Raw genomic sequence first — 24,328 nt, 5'->3', positions numbered from 1 at the left:
CATCACTGCACCGGCTTCTCGTAGTGCGTGTTCATCTCGATCAGTCCGCGCAGGTAGGCGATGCGCTTGATGATCTCGGCGACACCTTGCAGGAACATCGTGCAGAAACCCACGGGCATCAGCAGCGCGGCGGGCCAGCGGATCAGCCCGCCGATGTTGCCCGACATCTCGCCCGACACCCAGGTGTTCCAGAAGAACGGCCAGGTGAGGTAGGTCAGCAGGCCCATCACCGGCAGCAGGAAGAAGGTCAGGCCGAACAGGTCGACATACACCGGCCCGTGGCCCTTGAGCTTGCCGTAGATGATGTCCACGCGCACGTGCTCGTTGAAGCGCAGCACCACCGGCGCACCGAGCATCACGGTGGCGGCGAACAGATACCACTGGATCTCGAGGAAGGCGTTGTTGCTGAAGTCGAAGCCGTACCGGACGAAGGCGTTGGCGGCCGAGATGAGCGACGCGGCCAGAACGGCATAGCCGGCAAATTTGCCGAGTTTTTCGCTGACCCAGTCCATGACGGCCGCGAATTTGAGGAATACAGACAAGGGGTGTCTCCCGCGAAGCCCAAGGTGAAGCGCCGGCCCCTGGTGGGGGCTGCGCGCAAAGCCCGCAATGGTATCTCGGTGAACCTTAGTATTGCCTTGACACAAACTCGGGTTTACCCGGAATCCGCGTCGCCAGAGGGCCTGTCGGGCGGTCGCCATAATGGCCCATGTCTTCGAGCCCGCCGCCTTCGACGCCCTTCGGTGCGGCGAGCCCGCCCCTGTCGATCGACTCGCCCGACATGCGCCGCGCCGGCCGCGACCTGCTCTCGCTGGCCCTCATCGACGCGCGCAACCACACGCTGCACCTGCTGTCCCTGTTCGAACAGGCGCTGGGCGAAGCCATGCGCGTGCCGCCGCAACCGGGCGTGGTGCCGCCGGTCTGGCTGGCGGGCCACATCGGCTGGTTCGCCGAATGGTGGATCGGGCGCAACACCCAGCGCGCCTTCGGCATCGACTGCCCCGTGCGCCCCACGCGGCTGGCCGCCATCGACCCCGACGCCGACGACTGGTGGAACCCGGCCCAGGGCGCGGCCGATCGCTGCTGGTCGCCCGACCTGCCGGGCCTGGGCCAGACCAAGGCCTACCTGCTCGAAACCCTCGAAAGCACGCTCGAGCTGCTCGAGAACGCCGCCGAGACCGATGCCGGCCTGTACTTCTATCGGCTCGCGCTCTTCCATGAAGACCTGCGCGGCGAACAGCTCGTGGTGCTGGCGCAGACGCTGGGCCTGCCGCTGAACATCGAGCAGCCGCCCACCGCCGTCACGCGCGAGCCGCTGCTGCTGCCGGCCACACGCTGGGAGCTCGGCCTGCCCGAGCACAGCGGCTTCCTGTTCGCGCAGGAAGGCGCGGCGCACCGCGTCGACGTGCCCGAGTTCGAGATCGACGCCCAGCCCGTCACCTGGGACCAGTACATCGAGTTCGTCGACGACGGCGGCTACGACCGCGAGGAGCTGTGGCACGGCGATGGCTGGCGCTGGCTCGCCGCGCAGACCGAAGGCCGGCGCGGACCGCGCCATGTGGAGCAGATCGGCGTGGCGCGCAACGGCACCGGCGGCTCGGTGCTGCAGCAGCGCTTCGGCGTCACCGTGCGCGCGGCCGGGCACCACAGCGCCGTGCACCTGAGCTGGTGGGAGGCCGACGCCTGGGCGCGCTGGGCCGGCCGGCGCATCGCGACCGAGGTCGAATGGGAGATCGCGGCCCACACGGCCGCGCGGCGCGGCTTTCGCTGGGCCGATGTGCACGAGTGGACGGCAGGCACGCTGCAGCCCTGGCCGGGCTTCAGGGCCGATCCGTGGAGCGCCGGCGGCGAGTTCGATCCGGTGGCCGCCTTCGGCCGGGCGCGCGTGCTGCGCGGCGCCTCGTTCGCGACGCGTGCGCGCCTGCGTTCGCCGCGTCGCCGTGGCTTCGCACTGCCCGATGCCGACGACGGCTTCTTCGGCTTCCGTACCTGCGCGCTGTAGCCGCCTTCAGGGCCGCTCGCCGCCGGCTTCCGACGACAGCGGCGGCGCGACCTCCTCCAGCGGCTTGCGCTCCGCATCGGCCGCGTGGCGCAGCGCCAGCAGCCCCGCGACGATGACCAGCACGGCGCCGATCAGGTAGCCCACCATCACCGCACCGCGGCTGCCGGTCTCGATCAGCACCCCGAACAGCACCGGCGCCGCGAAGCCGCCCGCGCCCATGCCGATGGCATAGAAGATCGCGATCGCCATGGCGCGCATCTCCAGCGGGAACACCTCGCTCACCGTCAGGTAGGCCGAGCTGGCCGCCGCCGACGCAAGAAAGAACACCGCCGACCAGCACAGCGCCTGGCTGCGCGCGTCGAGCCAGCCCTGCATGAAGGCCCAGCCCGTGAGCGCCAGCCCCACGCCGGCCAGCACATAGGTGAGCGCGATCATCTTGCGTCGGCCCACGCTGTCGAACAGCGGCCCCAGCAGCAGCGGCCCGAGCACGTTGCCCAGCGCGAACGGAAAGATGTACAGCGCCACACGGCCTTCGGCCACGCCGTAGAAGCGCGTGAGCACCAGCGCGTAGGTGAAGAAGATCGCGTTGTAGAAAAAGGCCTGCGACACCATCAGCGCCGTCGCCACCACGCTGCGCGCCGGGTAGCGCCGCAGCAGCACGCGCGCCACCTCGCGCATCGGCGGGCTGTTCTGGCGCGCGGCGGTGTACACGACGTGGCCTTGCGCGGTGGGCAGCGGGCCGTGCTGCACTTCGACTTCGCGCTCAATGTCCGCGACGATGCGCTCGGCCTCATCCGCGCGTCCGTGCGCGATGAGCCAGCGCGGGCTCTCGGGCACGTGCCGACGCACCAGCAGGATGGCTACCGCCAGCACCGCGCCCAGCGCGAAGCCCGCGCGCCAGCCCCACACGGGGCCGATCACGCGCGCATCGAGCAGCACCAGGCTCAGCGCCGCGCCGAGCGCCGCACCGATCCAGAAGCTGCCGTTGATCGCCAGGTTGACGCGCCCGCGCACGCGCGCCGGAATGAGTTCGTCGATGGCCGAGTTGATGGCCGCGTACTCGCCGCCGATGCCCAGCCCGGTGACGAAGCGGCACAGCGCGAAGAAGGCGAAGTTGGGGGAGAAGGCCGTGGCCAGCGTGCCCAGCGTGTAGACCACGAGCGTGAGTAGGAACAGCTTCTTGCGACCGAGCCGGTCGGTGAGCCGGCCGAAGACCAGCGCGCCGATCACCGCGCCCGCGATGTAGATCGAGCCCGACCAGCCGATCTCCGCGGCCGTGAGCCCGAGCGTGTCGGGCCGCTCCAGCACCGCGCCGATGGAGCCCACCAGCGTGACCTCGAGGCCGTCGAGGATCCAGGCCACGCCCAGCGCGATCACCACGCGCCAGTGCCAGCGCGACCACGGCAGGCGGTCCAGGCGGGCAGGGATGTCGCTGCGCAGAACCGTCATGCGGGGCATTATGCGAAGCGCATCACCCCCGCGTTGTAGGACCGGCGCTGCAATGCGCCGGTCTGCCCAGAGGTGCTTCAGGCCGCGACGGCCGCCGTCACCTGCCGGATGCCCATGGCTTTCAGCGTGTCGGCAATGGCCGCCACCGCGCCCGGGATGCCCGCGTCGCCGAAGTGCCCCATGCAGCCCACGCGGAAGGTCTCGACCTGCGTCAGCTTGCCGGGGTAGAGGATGTAGCCGCGCTTCTTCACCTCCTGGTAGAAGGTCTTGAAGTCGTAGTTGGCATCGTCCGGCGCATGGAAGGTGACGATGATCGGCGCCTGGATGGCCGGGTCGAGAAAGGGCCGGAAGCCCAGCGTGGCGAGGCCGTCGACCAGCGCCTTGCAGTTGCGCGTGTAGCGCCCGCCGCGCGCGGGCAGGCCGCCTTCCTCGATGTACTGCGCGATGGCGGTGTCGAGCGCGGCGACCACGTGCGTGGGCGGCGTGAAGCGCCACTGCGTGGTCTTCTCCATGTAGACCCACTGGTCGTACAGGTCCATGCTCAGCGAGTGGCAGTTGCCTTCGCACTTTTCGAGCGTGCTGCGCTTGATGACCACGAAGCCCATGCCCGGCACGCCTTCGAGGCACTTGCCCGAGGCGGCGACCACGGCGTCGAAGGGCGTCTTGCGCGCGTCGATCTCCAGGGCGCCGAAGGAGCTCATCGCATCGATGATCAGGCCGCGCCCGTGCTTGGCGACCACCAGCGCGATCTCGTGCAGCGGGTTGAGCACGCCGGCGCCGGTTTCGCAGTGCACCACGGCGACGTGCGTGATGCTCGGGTCGGCCGCGAGCGCGCGGTCGACGTCGGCGGGCGAGACCTGCTTCTCTTCGGTGTAGTCGATGGTGGTGAGCTTGCGGCCCAGCACCTTGCAGATCTTGGCCAGGCGCTGGCAGTAGGCGCCGTTGCTCGGCACCAGCACATGGCCGTTGCGCGGCACGATCGTGCCGATGGCCGCTTCGACCGAGAAGGTGCCGCTGCCTTGCAACGGAACGCATTCGTGCGTGCCCGTGCCGTGCACGATGTTGAGCACTTCCTTGCGGATGCGCGCCGTGATCTGGTTGAAGTCGGCGTCCCATGAACCCCAGTCGCGCAGCATCGCTTGGCGGGTGCGGTCCGAGGTGGTCAGGGGGCCGGGCGTGAGCAGGATGGGGTGGGCGGCTTGACTCATGGTGTCTCCAGGCAGGGAAAGGGAATGAGGGGCGAAAGGTGAGGAGGTCGTTCAGCCGCGGCCGAGGTTGCGCCAGGCCTGCGTGCGTGCGAGCAGCACGCGCGTGAGCAGTGCGTAGGCGATGCACACCAGCGTCGAGGTGACGACGATCAGGCTGGCCAGCGCGGCGGCCGGGCCGATGTCGCCGGCGTCGTCCAGGTGCATGATCGCGACCGACGCCAGGATGGTCTCCGGCGTGTACAGGAAGATGGCGCACGACAGGCTGGCCATCGACACCACGAAGAAGTAGCGCCCGATGTCCAGGATGGCCGGCAGGCACACCGGCACCGTCACGCGCAGGAAGGTCTTGAAGAACGGCACCTTCAGCGACGCCGACACGGCCTCGAACTCGTTGTCGATCTGCTTGAGCGCCGTCACCGCCGTGAGGTGGCTCGAGGTGTAGTAGTGCACCACCATCGAGATGACCAGGATCGCCATCGTCTGGTACAAAAAGTTCAGCGGGTTGGACGGATGGTTGAAGAACATCACGTAGCCCAGGCCCAGCACCAGGCCCGGCACCGCCATCGACAGCACCGCCATCAGGTGCATGCCCTTGCGCATGAGGCCCAGGTTGCGCGTCTTCTCGATCAGGTAGGCGCCCACGAACACGATGAGCGAGCCGGCCACCGCGGTGACCATGGCCACGAGCAGGCTGTTGCCGTAGGCGGCGGCCATGTCGCTTTCCACCAGCACGAAGTGGTAGTGCTTGAGCGTGAACGACAGGTCGTAGGGCCACAGCGAGATCGCCGAGGTGTAGATCGCCATGCCGATGGTCGCCAGCAGCAGGCTGCAGACCACGGTGCAGAACAGCGTGAGCAGCGCATCGGCCACCTTGCGCGGCTTGGGCGTGTAGGGCACCGAGCGCGCCGTGAGCTGCGCCTTCAGCTTGCGCCGCACCACGTAGTCGATCACGAAGGAGATGATCGACGGAATGAGCAGCAGCATGCCCACCACCGCACCGATGGAGAAGTTGTGTTGGCCCACCACCTGCTTGAACACGTCGACCGACAGCACGTTGAAGTTGCCGCCGATGACCTTGGGCGCGCCGAAGTCGCTCACCACGTAGGTGAAGACCACGGTGGCCGCGCTGATCAGGCCGTACTTGCACGAGGGCAGGGTGATCGTCATGAACTGACGGAACGGGCGCGTGCGCAGCGCGGTGGCCGCCTCGTACAACCGGCCGTCGGCCAGCGACAGCGCGGTGACCAGGATCATCAGCGCATGCGGAAAGGTGTTGTAGACCTCGGCCAGGATGATCCCGGGCGCGCCGTAGATCGAGGCGCCGCCCAGCAGGAACTTGAGCGCGCCCTGGTTGCCGAACCACTGCACGAACGAGATGGCCGACAGCAGCGAGGGCGCGAGCAGCGGAATGAGCGCGATGAGGCGGAACACCGCCTTCAGCGGCGCCGGCATGCGGCTGCGCGTGAGCGCATAGGCGAACACGAAGGCCGTGGGCACCGAGATCATCACCACCGCGGCCGACACCCACACCGAGTTCCAGGCCGCGCGCAGCAGGCTCGGCGTCTGGAAGTAGGTGATGAAGTGGGCCAGGCCGACGAAGCGGCCGTTCTTGTCCTGCACCGCATGGGCCAGGATGGTCAGCAGCGGCGCGATGAGGAACACGAACAGCATCGCCATCACCACGAACAGGATGGCGCGCGCGATGGTCTCGTCGCGGCTCCAGCGCAGGGCGGGGCGCGCAGCGAGCACAGGCCGGGGGTGTGCCAGCGTGTTCATGGCTTGGCGGTGCGCGCGGCAAAGGCGCGGATGCGGTTGGCGCGCAGGGCGATGTCGATCGTGTTGCCTTCGCGGATGTCCAGGTCGTGCAGCTGGTTCAGCGAGAAGTGCAGGCCCAGCGTCTGGCCGTGCAGCGCATCGGCCGTCACTTCGGCAATGCACAGGCCGCCCAGGAACTCGACCTTCGTGACCTTGGCCTGCAGGCGGTTCGGCGTGTCCTCGCGCAGGTGTTCCACCGCGCGGTCTTCGGGCCGCAGGTACAGGTTGACCGCGTCGCCGGGCTCGAAGGCGCCGTCGCAGGCGTCGCACTGCAGCTCCATGTCGCCGACCTGGAAGCGCTGGTTGCCCAGCGCCATCGCGCGCAGCACATTGACCTTGCCCACGAAGTCGGCCACGAAGGGCGTGGCCGGCTGCTCGTAGATTTCCATCGGGGTGCCGACCTGCTCGATCACGCCGTGGTTCATCACCACGATGCGGTCGGCCATCGACAGCGCTTCTTCCTGGTCGTGCGTGACCATGATGGTCGTGATGCCGACCTGCTTCTGCAGCCGGCGGATCTCGCCGCGCAGGCGGATGCGCTCCAGCGCGTCGAGCGCCGACAGCGGCTCGTCCAGCAACAGCAGGCCCGGCCGCGTGGCCAGCGCACGGGCCAGGGCCACGCGCTGCTGCTGGCCACCGGAGAGCTGGCTCGGGTACTTGGCGCCCGAGGTCGGCAGGCCGACCAGCTTCAGCAGCTCGTCGACGCGCGCTTTGATCTCGCCGCGCTTCGCACGGCTGTTGACGAGGCCGTAGCCCACGTTCTCGGCGATCGACAGGTTGGGAAAGAGCGCGTACGACTGGAACACGATGCCGTAGTCGCGCTTGTCCGGCGAGAGCCACGAGACGTCCTTGCCGTTCTGCAGGATCTGCCCGGCGGTCTGTGTTTCGAGGCCCGCGATGATGCGCAGCAGCGTGGTCTTGCCGCAGCCCGAGGGGCCGAGAAAGCACAGCATCTCGCCCGGGTTCACGCGCAGGTGCACGTCGCGCAGCGCGCTGAAGGTCTCGAAGTCCTTGCGAACGCCGACGATCTCGAGGGCCGCGGGCGGGGCCGAGGTGGGAGTCAACTGGCTGGCGATGAAGCGGGTGTCGGTCATGTCCATTTTTCGCACTCGTCGTTGGAGGGCGTCACCAGCTGCGGCGGCACCCTTGAATTGAAAACCGGGGATGCCTTCGGGCTTACTTGGGTTCGGCCTTGCCTTCGTAGCGCTTGCTCCATTCGGCGAGGATGCGTTCGCGGTTTTTCGCAGCCCAGTTCAGGTCGTTCTTGGCCAGCAGCTTCTCGTAGTTGTCAGGAATGCCTTCGAGCTTGGAGACCACGCCTGGATAGGCCACCACCGCCCACCAGCGCGCGCTGATCTGGTTGGCTTCCTTGCTCGCCATCCAGTCGGCAAAGCGCTTGCCCTGCGCCAGCTTCGTGCTGGTCTTCATGAGGCTGGTGGCCTCGATGTCCCAGCCCAGGCCTTCCTTGGGGAAGATCAGGTCGACCGGTGCGCCCGACTTCTTCACCTGGTGCGCGCGGAACTCGAACGAGATGCCGATGGGGAACTCGCCCGCGCCCGCCTGCTTGCAGGGCTTGGAGCCCGAGTGCACGTACTGCGCGATGTTCTGGTGCAGCGCGTCCATGTACTTCCAGCCTTCGGCGTCGCCCATGTTCTGCAGCCAGTACGACACGTCGAGGTAGCCGGTGCCGCTGGAGGCGGGGTGCGGCATCGAGATCGTGCCCTTGTAGATGGGCTTGGTCAGGTCCTTCCAGCTCTCGGGCTTGGGCAGGCCGAGCTTCTTGGCCTCGACCGTGTTGAAGCAGATGGTGGCGGCCCACACGTCCATGCCGACCCAGGCGGGCGGGCGCGCGGCGTCGGAGTACGCGGGGTTCAGCTCCTTGAAGCCCTTGGGCTCATAAGGAAGCAGCATGCCTTCCTGCTGCAGCAGCGCCAGGCTGCTGGCGGCCAGGCCGGCCACCACGTCGGCCTGCGGGTTGGCTTTTTCGGCCAGCAGCTTGGCGGTGACGATGCCGGTGGAGTCGCGCACCCACTTCACCTCGATGTCGGGGTTGGCCTTCTCGAACGCGTCCTTGTACAGCTTCATGGCGTCGGTCTCGAGCGCCGTGTAGACCAGGAGCGGCGTCTTTTGCGCCCACGCACTGCCGGACACGAGGCCGAGGGCCGCAACACACAGGGCGGCCGTGAGACGGCGCGTGCTTTGTTTCATCGTCATCTGTTTCTCCTGAAAGGCTGGCTGTCACTGAAGAAGGGTGAGGGCTGGCGCCGGCGCGAGGGTGGGTAACGCCATCCGGTGTTTGCAATGTAGGTTGCTGATTGATGACTGTCAATAAAAAATTGTTGACAGTTGACGATCCTTCGGGAAAATACGCCCCATGGTCACCAGCAATCACTCCGCCGCCCTCGCGTTCCTCCAGTCCAGCTCGCTGCCGATGCTGATGCAGGAAGAAATCGAGCGTTTGATCATGACGGGCGAGCTCCCCGTGGGCAGCCGCATCAACGAGAGCGAGCTCTCGCAGCGCTTCAACACCAGCCGCGGTCCGATCCGCGAGGCGCTGCGCGCGCTGGAAGAGGCGGGCCTCGTGCGCAACGAGAAGAACCGCGGCGTCTTCGTGCGCGAGATCGCGTTCGAGGAAGCCGACGAGATCTACGAACTGCGCGAGGCGCTGGAAGAAATCATCGGCCGGCGCGTGGCCCTGGCCATCCAGCCCGACGCGGTGGAGCGCCTGCGCGCCATGGTCGACGCCATGCGCTCGGCGGCCCAGGCGCAGGACGTGGAGCAGTACGCGCAGCTCAACCTGCAGTTCCACGAGATCCTGCTCGACACCGCCGGCAGCAAGAAGCTCACCGAGACCTACAAGCGGCTCGTCAAGGAGCTGCACCTTTTCAGAATGCGCGCGCTCGACAGCGGCGGCGGCCTGCGGGTCTCGGCCGACGAGCACAGCCACATCGTCGACGCCATTGCCAGCGGCAACCCCGACACGGCAGGGCGCGCACTGCGCGAACACGTGGCCGGCAGCCGCGCACGCATGCACAAGGCCTTCGGCCGCATCGACGCCGATGCGGCCACTTCCAGCAACACCACCGCTACCCCGAACCACCCACCCCAAAAGGAAGTCTGAAATGACACCGGAGACACTTGAAGTCAATGCCAGGAGCTATCGCTGGATGGCGCGTCCGATCGTGGTCGTGTGCGTGGACGGCTGCGAGCCGGCGTACCTCGACGCGGCCATTGCGGCCGGCGTGGCGCCCTACATCGCCCGCATGCGCAAGGACGGTGCCGACCTGCTCGCCGATTGCGTCGTGCCCTCGTTCACCAACCCCAACAACCTGTCGATCGTGACCGGCGCGCCGCCCGCGGTGCACGGCATCTGCGGCAACTACTTCTTCGACCGCGAGCTGGGCCAGGAAGTGATGATGAACGACCCCAAGTACCTGCGCGCCGGCACGGTGCTCGCGGCCTTTGCCGATGCCGGCGCCAAGCTCGCGGTGGTCACGGCCAAGGACAAGCTGCGCAAGCTGCTGGGCCACAAGATGAAGGGCATCTGCTTCTCGTCGGAGAAGTCGGACCAGGTGACGATGGAAGAGAACGGCATCGACAACGTGCTCGACATGGTCGGCATGCCGGTGCCTTCGGTGTACAGCGCCGAACTCTCGGAGTTCGTGTTCGCCGCCGGTGTGAAGCTCATGGAGTCGCGCCGCCCCGACCTCATGTACCTGTCGACCACCGACTACGTGCAGCACAAGGCCGCGCCGGGCAGTCCCGCAGCGAATGCCTTCTACCAAATGATGGACGGCTACCTCGCGCAGCTCGACGCACTGGGCGCCACCATCGTGCTCACCGCCGACCACGGCATGAACGACAAGCACGGCGCGGACGGTTCGCCCAACGTCATCTACCTGCAGGACGTGCTCGACGGCTGGTACGGCGCCGAAAAAGCCCGCGTGATCCTGCCGATCACCGACCCCTACGTGGTGCACCACGGCGCGCTCGGTTCCTTCGCCACCGTGTACGCACCCGACGAAGCCAGCGTGCCGGGCTGGATCGAACGCATCAAGGGCATTCCGGGCATGGAGATCGTGCTCTCGCGCGCCGAAGCCGCCAAGCGCTTCGAGCTGCCGCCGGACCGCATCGGCGACATCGTGGTGGTGAGCGAGCAGAGCACCGTCATCGGCACTGCCGCCAGCCGCCACGACCTCTCGGCACTCGAAGTGCCGCTGCGTTCGCACGGTGGTGTCTCCGAGCAGAAGGTACCGCTGATCTGCAACCGCCCGGTCGAAGGCATTGCCCCCGGCCGCCGGCTGCGCAACTTCGACGCGCTCGACCTCGCCCTGAACCACGCACGCTGAAGCCACACGGAGCACTCATGAGCCAAGCCATCCTGAAGCCAGGCACCGTCCACCGCGAAGCCTTGCGCATCGCGGGCGAGAAAGTCCACCGCGACCGCACCATCGAGGTCACCTACCCGTACACCGGCGAGGTGATCGCCACCGTGCCCAAGGCCACGCTGGACGACGTGCGCAATGCCCTGCGCATCGCCCGCGACTACAAGCCCACGCTCACGCGCTACGAGCGCTACAAGATCCTCATGCGCGCCGGCGAGATCATCGCCTCGCGCCTGGACGAGATGTCGCGCACCATCACGCTCGAATCGGGCCTGTCGCGCAAGGACTCGCTGTACGAAGTGGGCCGCGCCTCCGACGTGCTGCTGTTCGCCGCCAACCAGGCGCTGGTGGACGACGGCCAGGTGTTCTCCTGCGACCTCACGCACCACGGCAAGAGCCGCAAGGTCTACACGATGCGCGAGCCGCTCTTGGGCGCCATCACCGCCATCACGCCGTTCAACCATCCGCTGAACCAGGTGATCCACAAGGTGGCGCCGGCCATCGCGACCAATAACCGCATCGTGCTCAAGCCCAGCGAGAAGACGCCGCTCACGGCCTTCCTGCTGGCCGACATCCTGTACGAGGCCGGATTGCCGCCGCAGATGCTGTCGGTGCTCACGGGCGATCCGAAGGAGATCGCCGACGAGCTGCTGACCAATGCCGACGTCGACCTCGTCACCTTCACGGGCGGCGTGCCCATCGGCAAGTACATCGCGGGCAAGGCCACCTACAAGCGCCAGATCCTGGAGCTGGGCGGCAACGACCCGATCATCGTGATGGAAGACGCGGACATTGAAGAAGCGGCGACGCTGGCTGCCAATGGTTCTTACAAGAATTCGGGGCAGCGCTGCACGGCCGTGAAGCGCATGCTGGTGCACGAAGCCGTGGCGGATCGCTTCGTCGAGCTGCTGGTGCAGAAGACCAAGGCCCTGAAGTACGGCGACCCGATGGACCCCGACACCGACATGGGCACCGTGATCGACGAAGCGGCTGCGAAGCAGTTCGAAGCCGTGGTCAACGAAGCGATCGCCGCCGGCGCCAAGCTGCTGTACGGCAACGAACGCCGCGGTGCGCTGTACTCGCCCACCGTGCTCGACCACGTCGACCCCGAGATGACCGTCGCCAAGCACGAGACCTTCGGCCCCGTGTCGCCGGTGATCCGTTTCAAGAACATCGATGAGGCGATCCGCATCTCCAACGGCACGGCCTACGGTCTGTCTTCGTCGATCTGCACCAACCGCCTGGACTACATCACGCGCTTCATCCGCGAGCTGAACGTGGGCAGCGTCAACGTGCGCGAGGTGCCGGGCTACCGCCTGGAGCTCACGCCCTTCGGCGGCATCAAGGACTCGGGCCTGGGCTACAAGGAAGGCGTGCTCGAGGCGATGAAGAGCTTCACCAACACCAAGACCTACTCGCTGCCCTGGTAACCATGAGCCTCAGCATCCCCGACATCGTCGGCCTCTTCGAGACCAAGGGCCACGCGCAGTACGACGGCGAGCCGGTCACGCAGCTGGAGCACGCGCTGCAGTCGGCGCACCTGGCAGAGCAGGAGGGGGCGGACAGCGCGCTGATCGCCGCCGCCCTGCTGCACGACCTGGGCCACCTGCTGCACGACTTCGGCGGCACGCCGACGCAGCAGGGCCTGGACGACCTGCACCAGTACCGCTGCCTGCCGTTCCTGCGCGCGCTGTTCGGTCCGGCCACGCTGGAACCGATCCGGCTGCATGTGGACGCCAAGCGCTTCCTGTGCGCGCGCGTGCCGGGTTACCTGGAGGCGCTGTCGCCTGATTCGAAGCGCAGCCTGCAACTGCAGGGCGGCGTGTTCGACGAGGTACAGGCCAAGGCTTTCGAGACGCTGCCGTATGCAATGGACGCAGTGCGCCTGCGGCAGTGGGACGACACGGCCAAGCTGGCCGATGCCGACATGCCCGGCCTCGCGCACTTCGTGCGCCACCTCGAGATCAGTTCCGCCGAACACCGGCAAGCCCTCACCACCGCTTAAGGCACACGGATGCGCCCCTTCTGGATCGAACAAGCGCTCTTCAACGATGGCGATCTGGCACCGGCGCTGCAAGGTGAAACCAGCGCCGACGTCTGCATCGTCGGCGGCGGCTTCACCGGCCTGTGGACGGCCATCCAGGCCAAGCTGCAGGCGCCCGCGCTGGACATCGTCATTCTCGAAAGCGACCTGTGCGGCGCCGGCGCCAGCGGGCGCAACGGCGGTTGCCTGCTCACCTGGTCGGCCAAGTTCCTGACCCTGCGGCGGCTGTTCGGCGAAGACGAGGCGGTGCGTCTCGTGAAGGCGTCGGAAGCGGCGGTGGGGCACATCGCCGACTTCTGCGCGGCGCACGGCATCGACGCCGAGCTGCGGCGCGACGGCACGCTCTACACCGCGACCTCGCAGGCGCAGATCGGCACGCTCGATCCGATGATGCAGGCGCTGGAGGCGCGCGGCATCCACTCGTACCACGCGCTGCCGCCCGACGAAGTGGCGCGGCGCTCGGGTTCGGCGCGCAACCTGGCCGGCGTGTACTCGCCGATCGCCGCCACCGTGCACCCGGGCAAGCTGGTGCGCGGGCTACGGCGCGTGGCACTGGCCATGGGCATCCGCATCCACGAGCGCACGCCGATGCTCGACTTCAGCACCGACCAGCCCGTGGTGGTGCGCACGCCCTCCGGGCGCGTGCGTGCGAAGAAACTGGTGCTGGCGATGAACGCGTGGATGGCCAGCCGCTTCCCGCAGTTCGAGCGGACCATCGCCATCGTGTCGAGCGACATGATCATCACCGAGCGCTGCCCCGAGCTGCTGCAACAGATCGGGCTGACCGACGGCGTGTCGGTGCTCGACTCGCGCACCTTCGTGTACTACTACCGCAGCACGGTCGACGGCCGCATCATGCTGGGCAAGGGCGGCAACACTTTCGCGTGGGGCGGACGCATGGCCAAGGTGTTCGACGAGCGCTCGCCCTACGAGGGCGAGCTCACGCAGGCCCTGCATTCGTTCTTCCCCGCATTGCGCGACACGCCGATCACCGCGAGCTGGAACGGCCCATCCGACCGCTCGGTGACGGGCTTTCCGTTCTTCGGCAAGCTCGATGGCGCGCCGCACATCTACTACGGCTTCGGCTACTCGGGCAACGGGGTGGGGCCGACCTACATGGGCGGGCAGATCCTGTCGTCGCTGGTGCTCGACCAGGACAACGCATGGACGCGCAGCCCGATCACGGGCGGGCCACTGGGCTACTTTCCGCCGGAGCCGATGCGCTATGTGGGCTCGATCGTCGTGCGCAACGCGATCCGCCGCAAGGAACGCGCTGAGGATGAGGACCGCCAGCCATGGCTGGTGGACCGCATGCTCAGCAAGCTGGCAAACGCCGCAGGCAAGGCTGATAAAGCCTGACCTGCGGAGACCGCATCAACGGTTCGAGGGGAACGAGAACATCGTCCCTTCACGCACGCCGGCCGAGGGCCAGCGCTGCGTGACGGTCTTGCGCTTGGTGTAGAAGCGCACGGCGTCGGGGCCGTAGGCGTGCAGGTCGCCGAACAGCGAACGCTTCCAGCCGCCGAACGAGTGGTACGCCACGGGCACCGGCAGCGGCACGTTGATGCCGACCATGCCGACCTGGATGTTGTCGCTGAACCAGCGCGCGGCCTCGCCGTCGCGCGTGAAGATGCAGGTGCCGTTGCCGTACTCGTGCGCGTCGATCAGGTCCATGGCTTCCTGCAGCGTCTTCACGCGCAACACGCCGAGCACTGGGCCGAAGATTTCTTCCTGGTAGATCGTCATGCCGGGCTTCACGTGGTCGAACAGGCAGGCGCCGAGGTAGTAGCCGCCTTCGTGGCCTTCGACCTGGATGCCGCGGCCATCGACCACCAGCTTGGCGCCGGCGGCCACGCCCGCGTCGACGAAGGCCTTGACCTTCTCGAAGTGCGGCTGCGTGACCAGCGGGCCCATGTCGTTGCCGTTGTCGGTGCCGGGGCCGACCTTCATCTTGGCGATCTCGACCTTCAGGCCTTCGACCACTGCGTCGGCCGTGGCGTCGCCCACGGCGACCACCAGCGGGATCGCCATGCAGCGCTCACCGCACGAGCCGTAGGCCGCGCCCATGAGCGCGCTCACGGCGTTGCCGATGTCGGCATCAGGCATCACCACCGCGTGGTTCTTGGCGCCGCCGAGCGCCTGCACGCGCTTGCCGTGGGCCGTGCCCGTGGTGTAGATGTACTCGGCGATGGGCGTGGAGCCCACGAAGCTCACGGCCTTCACGCGGCGGTCGGTCAGCAGCGTGTCGACCGCTTCCTTGTCGCCGTTGACCACGTTCAGCACGCCCGGCGGCAGGCCGGCCTGCAGCGCGAGTTCGGCCATGAACAGCGTGGAGGAGGGCGTGCGTTCCGAGGGCTTGAGCACGAAGGTGTTGCCGCAGGCCACGGCCATCGGCCACATCCACAGCGGCACCATGACGGGGAAGTTGAACGGCGTGATGCCGGCCGCCACGCCCATGGCCTGGAACTCGCTCCACGAGTCGATCGACGGGCCGACGTTCTTGCTGTGCTCGCCCTTGAGCAGCTCGGGCACGTAGCTGGCGTACTCGACGTTCTCGATGCCGCGCTGCAGCTCGCCGTGCGCGTCGGCCAGCACCTTGCCGTGCTCGGCGGTGATGAGCGCGGCGATGGTGTCGGCGTTTTCCTCGAGCAGGGTCTTCAGGCGGCTCATCACGCGGGCGCGCTTGAGCGGCGGCGTGTTGCGCCAGGCCGGGAAGGCGGCCTGCGCAGAGGCGATGGCCTGCTCGACCGTGAGCTTGTCGGCGAGCGCGACGCTCTTGGCCGACAGGCCGGTGGCGGGGTCGAACACCGGCTGCACGCGGCTGCCGCCGCCGACGTGCTTGCCGTCGATGAAGTGGCCGATGGTGGCGGTGACGTTCTTGTCGTGTTGCATGTCTTGGTATCTCGAAAGGGGATCAGTTGGTTTCGGCGAGGGCGTCTGCGAGCGCATTGACCATGCGGTCGATCTCGGCCTTCTCGGCGATGAAGGGCGGTGCGAGCTGGATCGTGTCGCCGCCGTAGCGCACGTAGAAGCCCTTCTTCCAGCAGTTCATCGCGATCTCGTAGGGGCGGCGCGCGGGCTCGCCCGACAGCGCGGCGATGGTGATGCCGGCGGCCAGGCCGTAGTTGCGGATGTCGGCGACGTGCTTGCTGCCCTTCAGGCTGTGCACGGCGTTCTCGAAGTGCGGGGCCAGCGTCTGCACGCGGCCGATCATGTCTTCCTTTTGGAGCACGTCGAGCGCGGCGATGCCGGCGGCGCAGGCCACGGGGTGTGCGCCGTAGGTGTAGCCGTGCGGGAACTCGAGCATGTACTCGGGGCCGCCGGCGGCCATGAAGGTGTCGTAGATGTCCTTGCTGGCCACCACCGCGCCCAGCGGCTGCGCGCCGTTGGTGACCTGCTTGGCGATGTTCATGATGTCGGGCGTGACGCCGAAGGCATCGGCGCCCGTGAGCGCGCCGCAGCGGCCGAACCCGGTGATCACTTCGTCAAAAATCAGCAGGATGTTGTTCGCCGTGCAGATGTCGCGCAGGCGCTTCAGGTAGCCCTTGGGCGGAATCACCACGCCGGCCGAACCGGCGAAGGGCTCCACGATCACGGCCGCGATGGTCGAGGCGTCGTGCAGCGCAATGAGGTCGAGCAGGCGGTCGGCCAGCTCGGCGCCGCTTTCGGGCATGCCGCGCGAGAAGGCGTTGCTGGCCAGCTGCGTGTGCGGCAGGTGGTCGGCCTCGACGCCTTGGCCGAACAGCTTGCGGTTGGCCGCGATGCCGCCCACCGAGATGCCGCCGTAGTTCACGCCGTGGTAGCCCTTCTCGCGGCCGATCAGGCGCGTCTTGCCGGCCTGGCCCTTGGTGCGCCAGTAGGCGCGCGCCATCTTCAGCGAGGTGTCGGCGGCTTCGGAGCCCGAGCCGGTGAAGAACACGTAGTCCAGGCCGGCGGGCGTCAGTTCCTTGATCTTGTTGGCCAGCTCGAACGAGAGCGGGTGGCCGAACTGGAAGGCGGGCGAGTAGTCGAGCTTGGCGATCTGGCGGCTCACCGCCTCGGTGATCTCGGGGCGGCCGTGGCCCAGGCCCGAGCACCACAGGCCCGACAGGCCGTCGAAGATCTTGCGGCCGTCGTTGTCGGTGAAGTAGGCGCCCTTGGCCTCCACGATGATCCGCGGATCGGCCTTGAAGTTGCGGTTGCCGGTGTAGGGCATCCAGTGCGCCTCGAGCCAGGCGGCGTCGGTGCGCGCGGTGGGCGTGGGTTCGATGGCGGGTGTGGCGAGGGTCATGGCGCATCCCGCGCAAGGCGGGCTCCGGGGGTGAAGGGATGCGCCGATTGTTCGCAACGCCTTCAGTGTGGAGAATGGCGCAATATCAATGTTCACTTGACGATCTATGCAAGTAAAGGCCAAGGCCTCTCCCGCCGACGAAACCGCTGCCCAGGGCACCCGCAACCGCGCCGTGCTGGGGCAGCTCAGCGACATGGACCTGCGCCTGCTCAAGGTGTTCAAGAGCGTGGTCGACTGCGGCGGCATGGCGGCCGCCGAGCTGGAGCTGAACATCGGCACCTCCACCGTGAGCCGCCACGTGAAAGACCTGGAAACGCGCCTGGGCCTGGTGCTGTGCCGGCGCGGCCGGGCCGGCTTTGCGCTCACGGCCGAGGGCCAGCGCGTGTACGACGAGACGCTGCGCCTGCTGGCCTCGGTCGACGCCTTTCGCGGCAGCATCGACGACATCCACAACCGCATGGGCGGGCAGCTCGATGTGGCGCTGTTCGACAAGACCGCGACCAACCCGAAGGCGCGCATCGGCGAGGCCATTGCGCGCTTCACCGAGATCGCGCCCGAGGTGAACCTGGCGGTGCACGTGGGCTCCATCAACGCCATCGAACAGGGCGTGCTGGAGGGCAACTTCCAGATCGGCATCATCCCGGCGCACCGCAGCTCGAAGAGCCTGGTGTACGCCGACCTGTTCGACGAGACCATGCTGCTGTACTGCGGCCAGGGGCATCCGCTGTTCGACAGCCCGCACGGCAAGCTCACGTGGTCGAAACTGGGCGAGCACCATTTCGCGGGGCTGGGGTATCACTCGCCGAACATGGAGCTGAGCCACCGGGCAAGGCTGTCGCGCAAGGCGACGGGGTTCGACCAGGAGGCGATCGCGACCTTGATCCTGTCGGGGCGCTTCCTGGGCTTTCTGCCCGACCACTACGCGCAGGTGTTCGAGCAGCGCGGGCTGATGAAGGCGGTGCTGCCGGCGCGCTTCAACTATGCGTGCCGGTTCGTGAGCCTGCTGCGGCGGTCGCCGAAGCCTTCACGGGCGGTGCTGGCGTTTCAGGCGTGCCTGGAGCAGGCGCATGGCGGTGCGAAGATCTGAAGGCACTGAAACCACCCCAGATGACCGAAACACCCCTGCGTATTCGCCCTGCACTTGCGTCGGAACACCGGGCACTCGAAGACTTGCAGCGGCGCGCATCGCTCGCGAACCCCGGCGATCGGGAGGCGATTCAGTCCGACCCGGACGCCATCGAACTGCCTCTGGCCCAGATCGTCGATGGCCGGGTGTTCGTGGCAGAGATCCATGGCGTGACGGCGGGATTCGCTGTCGTGCTGCCCAACGATGACGGTAGCGCCGAACTCGATGGATTGTTCGTCGAGCCCGAGGGATGGCGTCGCGGCATCGGCAAGGCATTGGTCGCGCACTGTGTCGAGCTTTCCCGGCGCCAGGGTGCGTCGGCACTCCACGTCACCGGCAATCCGCACGCCGGGTCGTTCTACCTTCGCTGCGGATTCGAGGCAAACGGCACCGTCGCCGTGCGCTTCGGCAGCGCCGAGCGGTTTCGCAAGGTCTTCTAGACCTTTGTGGTGCTATCGCTGTCCGCTGGGCAGCAACAAATGCTTCGCCCCAATGTGCGCTTCCATCTCATGCATGTGGTGCTCCGCATCCACCATGTGCTCCACCATCAACCGCCGCACCTCGTCCGCATCTTCCTTGCGGTAGGCCGCCAGCAGCTGCGTGTGGTAGTCCACGTTGGTCTCGCCGAAGTGGTGGTGGTCCAGCGCCTTCTTGTAGACGACGAGGTCGCGCAGCAGGTCGTTGAGAAAGCGGCACATGAAGGACAGCACCGGGTTGGGGCAGGCCTCGGCCAGCATCGTGTGAAAGGCCAGCTCGGCCTCGCGCTGGGTGCGCAATTCGTCCTCGTTGGTCGGCTCGATGGTGCACAGGCGCACGTTGTCTTCGAGCCGCGCGAACTGCTCGGGCGTGAGCCGCCCGACCACGCTCACGGCCAGTTCGGGCTCCAGCGCCTTGCGCAGCTGGTAGATGTGGTGGCCGTCCAGATGGTGAAAGTGCAGGAAGTTGCGCAGCGGCTCCGACGCATGGTCGACCGACACCTGCTGCAGGTACGCGCCGCCGCCCGGGCCGGTGCGGATCGAGATCAGCCCGCGCACCTCGAGCGCTTTCAGCGCCTCGCGCACCGTGCTCTTCGAATAGCCGAAGAGCTCGATCAGCTCCTTCTCGTTCGGTAGCCGGTCGCCGGGCTGCTTGCGCTCGGCAACGATCCATCGCTTGACGTCTTCGACGATGACGTCCGAGAGCTTTTGCCGCTTCGGAGGGTTGTGCCCCACTCTCATCAAAACGCTCCATCCATGCACATCGGGAGATGCGCGGGATGCGCAACAGCGCGCGATCTTAACGGCGTCATCGGCAGGGTCGGGTTGGGTTTGGGCACGGGGCTTGCTAACGGGTTTTTACCAACATATTAATCCTATTTATCCGCTTAAATTGCCAGCGATCGCAGGCACTGTGTTTTCTTCCCCACTTCCCACACCACGACCGGAGAACCCCATGCAACGCAGACAACTCCTTCAGCTGGCCGCCCTGTCGGCCGCCCCGGCTTCGCTCCTGATGAGCCGCTCGGTCTTCGCCCAGGCCACCGACGCGATCCGATTCGGTGCACCGGTGCCCATGTCGGGTGCCTTCGCGGCCAACGGCAAGTTCGCCGACCTGGGCACCAAGCTGGCGATCGAGCAGTACGGCAAGGTGCTGAACCGTCCGCTGGCCTACACGCTGCTCGACACCGAAGGCAAGCCGGCCACCGCCGTGCGCAAGGTGCAGGAAGCCTCGCAGCAGCAGGGCGCGAAATTCTTCGCGGGCGGCATCCTGTCGTCGGAAGCACTGGCCATGGGCAAGGAGGCCGAGAAGGCCGGCGGCCTGTTCATCACCACCGCGGGCGCCGACGAGATCACCGGCAAGGACTGCAACCCCGCCACCTTCCGTTGGTCGGTGCCCACCTTCGGTGCCATCGAGCAGACGGTGCGCCCGCTGATCGCGTCCATGCCCAAGGCCAAGCGCTGGTACACGATCACGCCGCAGTACGTGTTCGGCGACGGCCTGCTGAGCGCGGCCAAGACCATCTTCCAGGAGAAGGGCATCGAGCACGTGGGCAACAGCTACCACTCGCTCAACGACAAGGAGTTCAGCGGCTACCTCACCAACGCGATGGCCGCCAAGCCCGACGTGCTGCTGCTCTTGAACTTCGGCGCGCAGTCGTCGGCCGCGCTGCGCCAGGCGGTGAGCTTCGGCATGCACAAGAACATGACGATCCTCATGGCCTGGGCCTCGGGCCTGGAGCAGTTCGACGAGCTGGGCGCCGACCTGTGCGACGGCGTCTACTTCGGTGCGCAGTACTGGCACACGGTCGACACGCCGCTCAACAAGGACCTGGTGAAGCGCACCGCCGACAAGCTCAAGATCGTGCCCAACTACAGCCTGGCCGGTTCGTACATCTGCACCAAGATCCTCATCGACGGCATCGTCAAGGCCGGCACGGTCGACCAGAAGGCCGTCATTGCGGCGCTCGAAGGCATGAAGTTCGACGGCCTCACGGGCGTGGAAGAAATCCGCAAGGCCGACCACCAGGTCATCAAGGACTACTACCTGCTCAAGGGCAAGGCGAAGTCGAAGATGGCCAACCCGGCCGACTACGTGGACGTCGTCAGCTCCGGCAAGTCGTTCCTGCCGATCGACAAGACCGGCTGCAAGCTGGCCTGACGCCGCCCGGCTTCGCGCCGCGCCCGCGCCGTTTTTGGGCGCGGGCAGGGCGCGTGCCGCCTGCACGTTTGCCACCCCCACGACACCTATGTCCGTCTACCTGCTCCAGACCATCAACGGAATCGGCATCGGCATGCTGTATTTCCTGCTGGCCGTTGGCTTGTCCATCGTGTTCGGCCTGCTGCGCTTCGTGAACTTCGCGCACGGCGCTTTCTACCTGCTGGGCGCCTACCTGTGCTTCCAGGCCATGCAGTGGGGCCTGAACTTCTGGGCCGCGCTCGTGCTGGTGCCGCTGTTCGTCGGCGCGCTCGGCTGGCTGGCCGAGAAGCTGCTGCTGCGCCGCGTGTATGCCAAGGCGCACGAGTTCCACATCCTCGTGACCGTGGGCCTGGCGCTCGCGGTGCAGGAGATCGTCATCGTGTTCTGGGGCCCGCTGGGCAACAGCGTGCCCACGCCCGACCTGCTGCAGGGCGTGGTGATGTGGGGCAGCTTCATCTACCCGAAGTACCGGCTCTTCGTGATCGGCTTCACCGCCGTGCTCGCGGTGGGGCTGTGGTGGGTGCTCGAAGGCACGCGACTGGGCAGCGCGGTGCGCGCCGGCAGCGAATCGACCGAGATGGTCTCGCTGCTGGGCATCAACGTGTTCCGCGTGTTCAGCCTGGTGTTCGCGCTCGGCGCGGCCACGGCGGCGCTGGCCGGCGTGCTGGCCGCGCCCATCCGCGGGGCCGAACCCTTCATGGGTGTCGAGGCGCTGGGCGTGGCCTTCGTGGTCGTGGTGATCGGCGGGCTCGGCAGCTTCAGCGGTGCGCTGGTCGGCGGCGTGCTGATCGGCATCGTGCAAAGCCTCATGAGCACCATCTGGCCGCCCGGGGCGAGCCTGATGATCTACATCGCGATGGGCGCCGTGCTGCTGCTGCGCCCGCATGGCCTGCTCGGCCGCAGAGGATGAACGCGCCATGCCAAAGAAATACACCTTCCTGCTGGCGCTGATCGTCGCGCTCGCGCTGCCGCTGTGCATGCGCTCGGGCTCGCTCGCGAGCGAAGTGCTCATCTACGCGCTCGCCGCGCTGGGCTGCAACCTGCTGCTGGGCTACACGGGGCTGCTCTCGTTCGGCCAGGGCATCTTCTTCGGGCTGGGCAGCTACACCATCGCGATCCTGCTCACGCGGCTGCAACTGCCGATGCCGCTCGCACTGCTGGCCGCCATCGGCATGGGCGCGCTGGGCGCGGCGGTGGTCGGCTGGGTCGCCATCCGCCAGCGCGGCACCTACTTCGTGATGCTCACGCTGGCCTTTGCGCAGATGTTCTATTTCATCGCCTACACGGCCTCGGGGCTCACGGGCGGCGACAACGGCCTGCTCGACGTGCCGCGCCCGGCCTTCATGGACACGCCGTGGAAGTACTACGCCTTCGTGGCGGTGATCTTCCTGGCCGCGTTCGCGCTGCTGCTGAAGGTGACCGACTCGGTCTTCGGCCGCACGCTGCTCGCCATCCGCGACAACGAGGACCGCGCCGCCGCCGTGGGCTACGACCTCAAGCGCTTCAAGCTGCTGGCCTTCGTGATCTCGGGCGCCGTCACCGGCCTGGCCGGCGGCCTGCACGCGATGATGACCGGCATCGCGCCGTTGTCGAACGCCGAGTACCACACGAGCGAGATGATCCTGGTCATCACCGTGATCGGCGGCACCGGCAACCTCTTTGCCTCGGTGCTCGGCTCGGCCTTCTACGTGCTGCTGGCCGACTGGCTCTCCACCCTGTGGCCGCGCTGGCTGCTGCTGCTGGGCCTGCTGCTGATCGGCGTGAGCATCGGCATGCAACGCGGCCTGTGGGGCCTGGGCGAAAGCGTCTGGCGCCGGGTGTTCCGCAAGACGGCGGCCGAGGCCAAGGCGCCGGCCGTGCAAGGAGAACAGGCATGAGCGACATCCTCATCGAAGCCATCGGCGTCACCAAGCACTACGGCAAGTTCGCCGCACTCGGCGGCGTCGACCTGAAGATCAGGCGCAACACCGTGCACTCGGTGATCGGGCCCAACGGCGCGGGCAAGACCACGCTGTTCCACATGCTCACGGGCACCGGCACCACTACGGGCGGGCGCATCCTGTTCGACGGCCACGACGTGACGCGCGAGCCCGACCACCAACGCGTGCAGCGCGGCATGGCGCGCTCGTTCCAGGTCACCAGCCTGTTTCCCAGCCTGTCGGTGCGCGAGAACCTGCGCGTGGCGGCGCAGGGCGTTGCGCCGCGCCAGGCCATGAACTGCTGGCGCGCACCCATCGGCGAGCGCGCCTGTGCCGACACAGTGGCCGAGGTGCTCGCGCGCGTCGGCCTCGAACGGTTGGCCGACACGCCCGCCAGCGTGCTCTCGCACGGCCAGCAGCGCCGCCTCGAAGTGGGCATGGCGCTGGCTGCGAAGCCCAAGGCCATCTTCCTGGACGAGCCGACCTCGGGCATGGGCATCGACGACCTCGACGACATGAAGCATCTCATCCGTGGCCTGCGCGACGCGCACACCGTGGTGCTGATCGAGCACAACATGAACATCGTGATGGACATCTCCGACACCGTGACCGTCATGCAACTGGGCCGCGTGCTGGCCGAGGGGCTGCCGGGCGACATCCGGTCCGACGCACGCGTGCGCACGGCCTACCTGGGCAACATGATCACCGGAGGCAAGGCATGAGCAACATCCTCGAAGTCGAAGGCCTGCACGCGCACTACGGCAAGAGCCATGTGCTGCAGGGCGTGTCGCTCACGGTGGGCGAGGCCGAACTGGTCACGCTGCTGGGCCGCAACGGCGCGGGCAAGTCGACCACACTCAAGAGCATTGCCGGCGCCGTCACGCCCACGAAAGGGCGCGTGCGCTTCCAGGGCGCGGACATCGCGGGCCAGCCGCCGCACCGCATCGCCACGCGCGGCGTGTGCCTGGTGCCGGAGCACCGCGGCATCTTCAAGCTGCTCACGGTGGAAGAGAACCTGCTGCTCGGCCTGCGGCGCGATTCGCCCTGGCAGCTGGCCGACATCTACCGCATCTTTCCGCGCCTGAAGGAGCGCCGGCGCAACGGCGGCGGACAGCTGTCGGGCGGCGAGCAGCAGATGCTGGCCATCGGCCGCGCGCTCATGAACCACCCGCGCCTGCTGATCCTCGACGAGCCCGTGGAAGGCCTGGCGCCGGTGATCGTGGAAGAGATCGTCGCGCAGCTCAAGACCATCAAGGCCGCGGGCGTGGCCATCCTGCTGGTCGAGCAGAACCTCGAAGTCTGCGTGCAGCTGGCCGACCGCCACTACATCGTGGAGCAGGGCGTGATCGTGCACGAGGCCGGCAACGCCGCCTTCATGGCCGACCACGACGTGAAAGACCGATACCTGGGTGTGGGCCTTGCCTGAATCCGCCC

At 67.4% G+C, this 24,328-nt stretch carries 22 protein-coding genes; 13 read left to right on the top strand and 9 right to left on the bottom strand.

The annotated features are described in order from the left end of the window. Window positions 1–2: 2 nt before the first annotated feature. Window positions 3–542: a TRAP transporter small permease subunit gene (locus FFI97_RS13770; RefSeq protein WP_070061823.1), complete on the bottom strand. Its 540-nt coding sequence runs from the start codon at window positions 540–542 to the stop codon at window positions 3–5. A gap of 167 nt (window positions 543–709) precedes the next feature. Between FFI97_RS13770 and FFI97_RS13765 the strand changes: the two genes are divergently transcribed. Next, the gene (locus FFI97_RS13765) at window positions 710–2,002 is read left to right on the top strand and encodes an SUMF1/EgtB/PvdO family nonheme iron enzyme (RefSeq protein WP_139701872.1); all 1,293 of its coding nucleotides are present in this window, start codon (window positions 710–712) and stop codon (window positions 2,000–2,002) included. Window positions 2,003–2,008: 6 nt separating this feature from the next. Here the strand turns inward: FFI97_RS13765 and FFI97_RS13760 are convergent, their stop codons facing one another. The 5 genes from FFI97_RS13760 to FFI97_RS13740 all read right to left on the bottom strand — a co-directional run bounded on the left by FFI97_RS13760 (window position 2,009) and on the right by FFI97_RS13740 (window position 8,688). After that, window positions 2,009–3,451 (bottom strand): MFS transporter, encoded by a 1,443-nt coding sequence (locus FFI97_RS13760; RefSeq protein ID WP_139701871.1) that lies wholly within the window; start codon window positions 3,449–3,451, stop codon window positions 2,009–2,011. Between the two features lie 77 nt (window positions 3,452–3,528). Then, window positions 3,529–4,659: a 2-aminoethylphosphonate--pyruvate transaminase gene (locus FFI97_RS13755; RefSeq protein ID WP_070061826.1), complete on the bottom strand. Its 1,131-nt coding sequence runs from the start codon at window positions 4,657–4,659 to the stop codon at window positions 3,529–3,531. Between the two features lie 51 nt (window positions 4,660–4,710). Continuing rightward, a complete protein-coding gene (locus FFI97_RS13750; RefSeq protein ID WP_139701870.1) occupies window positions 4,711–6,435 on the bottom strand; it encodes a putative 2-aminoethylphosphonate ABC transporter permease subunit in 1,725 nt (574 codons plus the stop codon). Then, window positions 6,432–7,574, bottom strand: coding sequence for a putative 2-aminoethylphosphonate ABC transporter ATP-binding protein (locus FFI97_RS13745; RefSeq protein WP_070061828.1), 1,143 nt, complete (start codon window positions 7,572–7,574; stop codon window positions 6,432–6,434). The genes FFI97_RS13750 and FFI97_RS13745 overlap by 4 nt, the downstream gene beginning before the upstream one ends. A gap of 76 nt (window positions 7,575–7,650) precedes the next feature. Next, a complete protein-coding gene (locus tag FFI97_RS13740) occupies window positions 7,651–8,688 on the bottom strand; it encodes a putative 2-aminoethylphosphonate ABC transporter substrate-binding protein (protein ID WP_139701869.1) in 1,038 nt (345 codons plus the stop codon). A gap of 160 nt (window positions 8,689–8,848) precedes the next feature. Here FFI97_RS13740 and FFI97_RS13735 point away from each other — a divergent pair, with 160 nt between their 5' ends. The 5 genes from FFI97_RS13735 to FFI97_RS13715 are packed head-to-tail and all read left to right on the top strand — an operon-like array spanning window position 8,849 to window position 14,262. Beyond that, window positions 8,849–9,595: a phosphonate utilization associated transcriptional regulator gene (locus FFI97_RS13735; protein WP_070061830.1), complete on the top strand. Its 747-nt coding sequence runs from the start codon at window positions 8,849–8,851 to the stop codon at window positions 9,593–9,595. Between the two features lies 1 nt (window position 9,596). Continuing rightward, on the top strand, window positions 9,597–10,823 hold the full coding sequence (gene phnA / locus FFI97_RS13730; protein WP_139701868.1) for a phosphonoacetate hydrolase: 1,227 nt from the start codon (window positions 9,597–9,599) through the stop codon (window positions 10,821–10,823). Window positions 10,824–10,840: 17 nt separating this feature from the next. Beyond that, complete coding sequence (phnY, locus tag FFI97_RS13725) at window positions 10,841–12,289, top strand: phosphonoacetaldehyde dehydrogenase (RefSeq protein ID WP_139701867.1); 1,449 nt, start codon at window positions 10,841–10,843, stop codon at window positions 12,287–12,289. Window positions 12,290–12,291: 2 nt separating this feature from the next. Beyond that, complete coding sequence (locus FFI97_RS13720; protein ID WP_139701866.1) at window positions 12,292–12,864, top strand: phosphonate degradation HD-domain oxygenase; 573 nt, start codon at window positions 12,292–12,294, stop codon at window positions 12,862–12,864. A gap of 9 nt (window positions 12,865–12,873) precedes the next feature. After that, complete coding sequence (locus tag FFI97_RS13715) at window positions 12,874–14,262, top strand: FAD-dependent oxidoreductase (protein WP_139701865.1); 1,389 nt, start codon at window positions 12,874–12,876, stop codon at window positions 14,260–14,262. A 15-nt stretch (window positions 14,263–14,277) separates the two neighbouring features. On the opposite strand, the gene FFI97_RS13710 is transcribed toward FFI97_RS13715, so the two are convergent. Continuing rightward, window positions 14,278–15,795, bottom strand: coding sequence for a CoA-acylating methylmalonate-semialdehyde dehydrogenase (locus FFI97_RS13710; protein ID WP_139701864.1), 1,518 nt, complete (start codon window positions 15,793–15,795; stop codon window positions 14,278–14,280). Window positions 15,796–15,817: 22 nt separating this feature from the next. After that, window positions 15,818–17,173: an aspartate aminotransferase family protein gene (locus tag FFI97_RS13705; RefSeq protein WP_139701863.1), complete on the bottom strand. Its 1,356-nt coding sequence runs from the start codon at window positions 17,171–17,173 to the stop codon at window positions 15,818–15,820. A gap of 106 nt (window positions 17,174–17,279) precedes the next feature. Here FFI97_RS13705 and FFI97_RS13700 point away from each other — a divergent pair, with 106 nt between their 5' ends. Both FFI97_RS13700 and FFI97_RS13695 read left to right on the top strand, forming a co-directional pair. Next, window positions 17,280–18,260, top strand: coding sequence for a LysR family transcriptional regulator (locus tag FFI97_RS13700; protein WP_062468761.1), 981 nt, complete (start codon window positions 17,280–17,282; stop codon window positions 18,258–18,260). A 20-nt stretch (window positions 18,261–18,280) separates the two neighbouring features. Next, window positions 18,281–18,739, top strand: coding sequence for a GNAT family N-acetyltransferase (locus FFI97_RS13695; RefSeq protein WP_139701862.1), 459 nt, complete (start codon window positions 18,281–18,283; stop codon window positions 18,737–18,739). A gap of 12 nt (window positions 18,740–18,751) precedes the next feature. On the opposite strand, the gene FFI97_RS13690 is transcribed toward FFI97_RS13695, so the two are convergent. Continuing rightward, on the bottom strand, window positions 18,752–19,516 hold the full coding sequence (locus FFI97_RS13690) for a FadR/GntR family transcriptional regulator (RefSeq protein WP_139701861.1): 765 nt from the start codon (window positions 19,514–19,516) through the stop codon (window positions 18,752–18,754). 214 nt (window positions 19,517–19,730) lie between these two features. Between FFI97_RS13690 and FFI97_RS13685 the strand changes: the two genes are divergently transcribed. The 5 genes from FFI97_RS13685 (at window position 19,731) to FFI97_RS13665 (ending at window position 24,320) form a co-directional block, all read left to right on the top strand. Beyond that, on the top strand, window positions 19,731–20,936 hold the full coding sequence (locus FFI97_RS13685) for an ABC transporter substrate-binding protein (protein WP_139701860.1): 1,206 nt from the start codon (window positions 19,731–19,733) through the stop codon (window positions 20,934–20,936). A gap of 88 nt (window positions 20,937–21,024) precedes the next feature. Continuing rightward, window positions 21,025–21,885 carry a branched-chain amino acid ABC transporter permease gene (locus FFI97_RS13680; RefSeq protein ID WP_095744319.1) on the top strand — a complete coding sequence of 287 codons (861 nt, stop codon included), beginning with the start codon at window positions 21,025–21,027 and terminating at the stop codon, window positions 21,883–21,885. Between the two features lie 7 nt (window positions 21,886–21,892). Next, window positions 21,893–22,852: a branched-chain amino acid ABC transporter permease gene (locus tag FFI97_RS13675; RefSeq protein ID WP_139701859.1), complete on the top strand. Its 960-nt coding sequence runs from the start codon at window positions 21,893–21,895 to the stop codon at window positions 22,850–22,852. Continuing rightward, window positions 22,849–23,616, top strand: coding sequence for an ABC transporter ATP-binding protein (locus FFI97_RS13670; RefSeq protein WP_139701858.1), 768 nt, complete (start codon window positions 22,849–22,851; stop codon window positions 23,614–23,616). The genes FFI97_RS13675 and FFI97_RS13670 overlap by 4 nt, the downstream gene beginning before the upstream one ends. Continuing rightward, window positions 23,613–24,320 carry an ABC transporter ATP-binding protein gene (locus FFI97_RS13665; protein WP_070063982.1) on the top strand — a complete coding sequence of 236 codons (708 nt, stop codon included), beginning with the start codon at window positions 23,613–23,615 and terminating at the stop codon, window positions 24,318–24,320. The genes FFI97_RS13670 and FFI97_RS13665 overlap by 4 nt, the downstream gene beginning before the upstream one ends. The last annotated feature ends 8 nt before the right edge of the window (window positions 24,321–24,328 follow it).

It is taken from the genome of Variovorax sp. KBS0712 (assembly GCF_006323185.2).
Lineage (GTDB): Bacteria > Pseudomonadota > Gammaproteobacteria > Burkholderiales > Burkholderiaceae_C > Variovorax > Variovorax boronicumulans.
The sequence above is the reverse complement of the archived record's forward strand: the minus strand, read 5'-3'. Positions and strand labels throughout refer to the sequence as shown.

Bases quoted from the DNA above. Each gene is read 5' to 3' on its own strand.
- FFI97_RS13690 (WP_139701861.1), bottom strand. From the start codon at position 19,516: ATGAGAGTGGGGCACAACCCTCCGAAGCGGCAAAAGCTCTCGGACGTC.
- FFI97_RS13760 (WP_139701871.1), bottom strand. From the start codon at position 3,451: ATGACGGTTCTGCGCAGCGACATCCCTGCCCGCCTGGACCGCCTGCCG.
- FFI97_RS13665 (WP_070063982.1), top strand. From the start codon at position 23,613: ATGAGCAACATCCTCGAAGTCGAAGGCCTGCACGCGCACTACGGCAAG.
- FFI97_RS13680 (WP_095744319.1), top strand. From the start codon at position 21,025: ATGTCCGTCTACCTGCTCCAGACCATCAACGGAATCGGCATCGGCATG.
- FFI97_RS13705 (WP_139701863.1), bottom strand. From the start codon at position 17,173: ATGACCCTCGCCACACCCGCCATCGAACCCACGCCCACCGCGCGCACC.
- FFI97_RS13740 (WP_139701869.1), bottom strand. From the start codon at position 8,688: ATGACGATGAAACAAAGCACGCGCCGTCTCACGGCCGCCCTGTGTGTT.
- phnY (WP_139701867.1), top strand. From the start codon at position 10,841: ATGAGCCAAGCCATCCTGAAGCCAGGCACCGTCCACCGCGAAGCCTTG.
- FFI97_RS13695 (WP_139701862.1), top strand. From the start codon at position 18,281: ATGACCGAAACACCCCTGCGTATTCGCCCTGCACTTGCGTCGGAACAC.
- FFI97_RS13710 (WP_139701864.1), bottom strand. From the start codon at position 15,795: ATGCAACACGACAAGAACGTCACCGCCACCATCGGCCACTTCATCGAC.
- FFI97_RS13720 (WP_139701866.1), top strand. From the start codon at position 12,292: ATGAGCCTCAGCATCCCCGACATCGTCGGCCTCTTCGAGACCAAGGGC.
- FFI97_RS13700 (WP_062468761.1), top strand. From the start codon at position 17,280: ATGCAAGTAAAGGCCAAGGCCTCTCCCGCCGACGAAACCGCTGCCCAG.
- FFI97_RS13755 (WP_070061826.1), bottom strand. From the start codon at position 4,659: ATGAGTCAAGCCGCCCACCCCATCCTGCTCACGCCCGGCCCCCTGACC.
- FFI97_RS13715 (WP_139701865.1), top strand. From the start codon at position 12,874: ATGCGCCCCTTCTGGATCGAACAAGCGCTCTTCAACGATGGCGATCTG.
- FFI97_RS13745 (WP_070061828.1), bottom strand. From the start codon at position 7,574: ATGGACATGACCGACACCCGCTTCATCGCCAGCCAGTTGACTCCCACC.
- FFI97_RS13765 (WP_139701872.1), top strand. From the start codon at position 710: ATGTCTTCGAGCCCGCCGCCTTCGACGCCCTTCGGTGCGGCGAGCCCG.
- FFI97_RS13750 (WP_139701870.1), bottom strand. From the start codon at position 6,435: ATGAACACGCTGGCACACCCCCGGCCTGTGCTCGCTGCGCGCCCCGCC.
- FFI97_RS13735 (WP_070061830.1), top strand. From the start codon at position 8,849: ATGGTCACCAGCAATCACTCCGCCGCCCTCGCGTTCCTCCAGTCCAGC.
- phnA (WP_139701868.1), top strand. From the start codon at position 9,597: ATGACACCGGAGACACTTGAAGTCAATGCCAGGAGCTATCGCTGGATG.
- FFI97_RS13675 (WP_139701859.1), top strand. From the start codon at position 21,893: ATGCCAAAGAAATACACCTTCCTGCTGGCGCTGATCGTCGCGCTCGCG.
- FFI97_RS13670 (WP_139701858.1), top strand. From the start codon at position 22,849: ATGAGCGACATCCTCATCGAAGCCATCGGCGTCACCAAGCACTACGGC.
- FFI97_RS13685 (WP_139701860.1), top strand. From the start codon at position 19,731: ATGCAACGCAGACAACTCCTTCAGCTGGCCGCCCTGTCGGCCGCCCCG.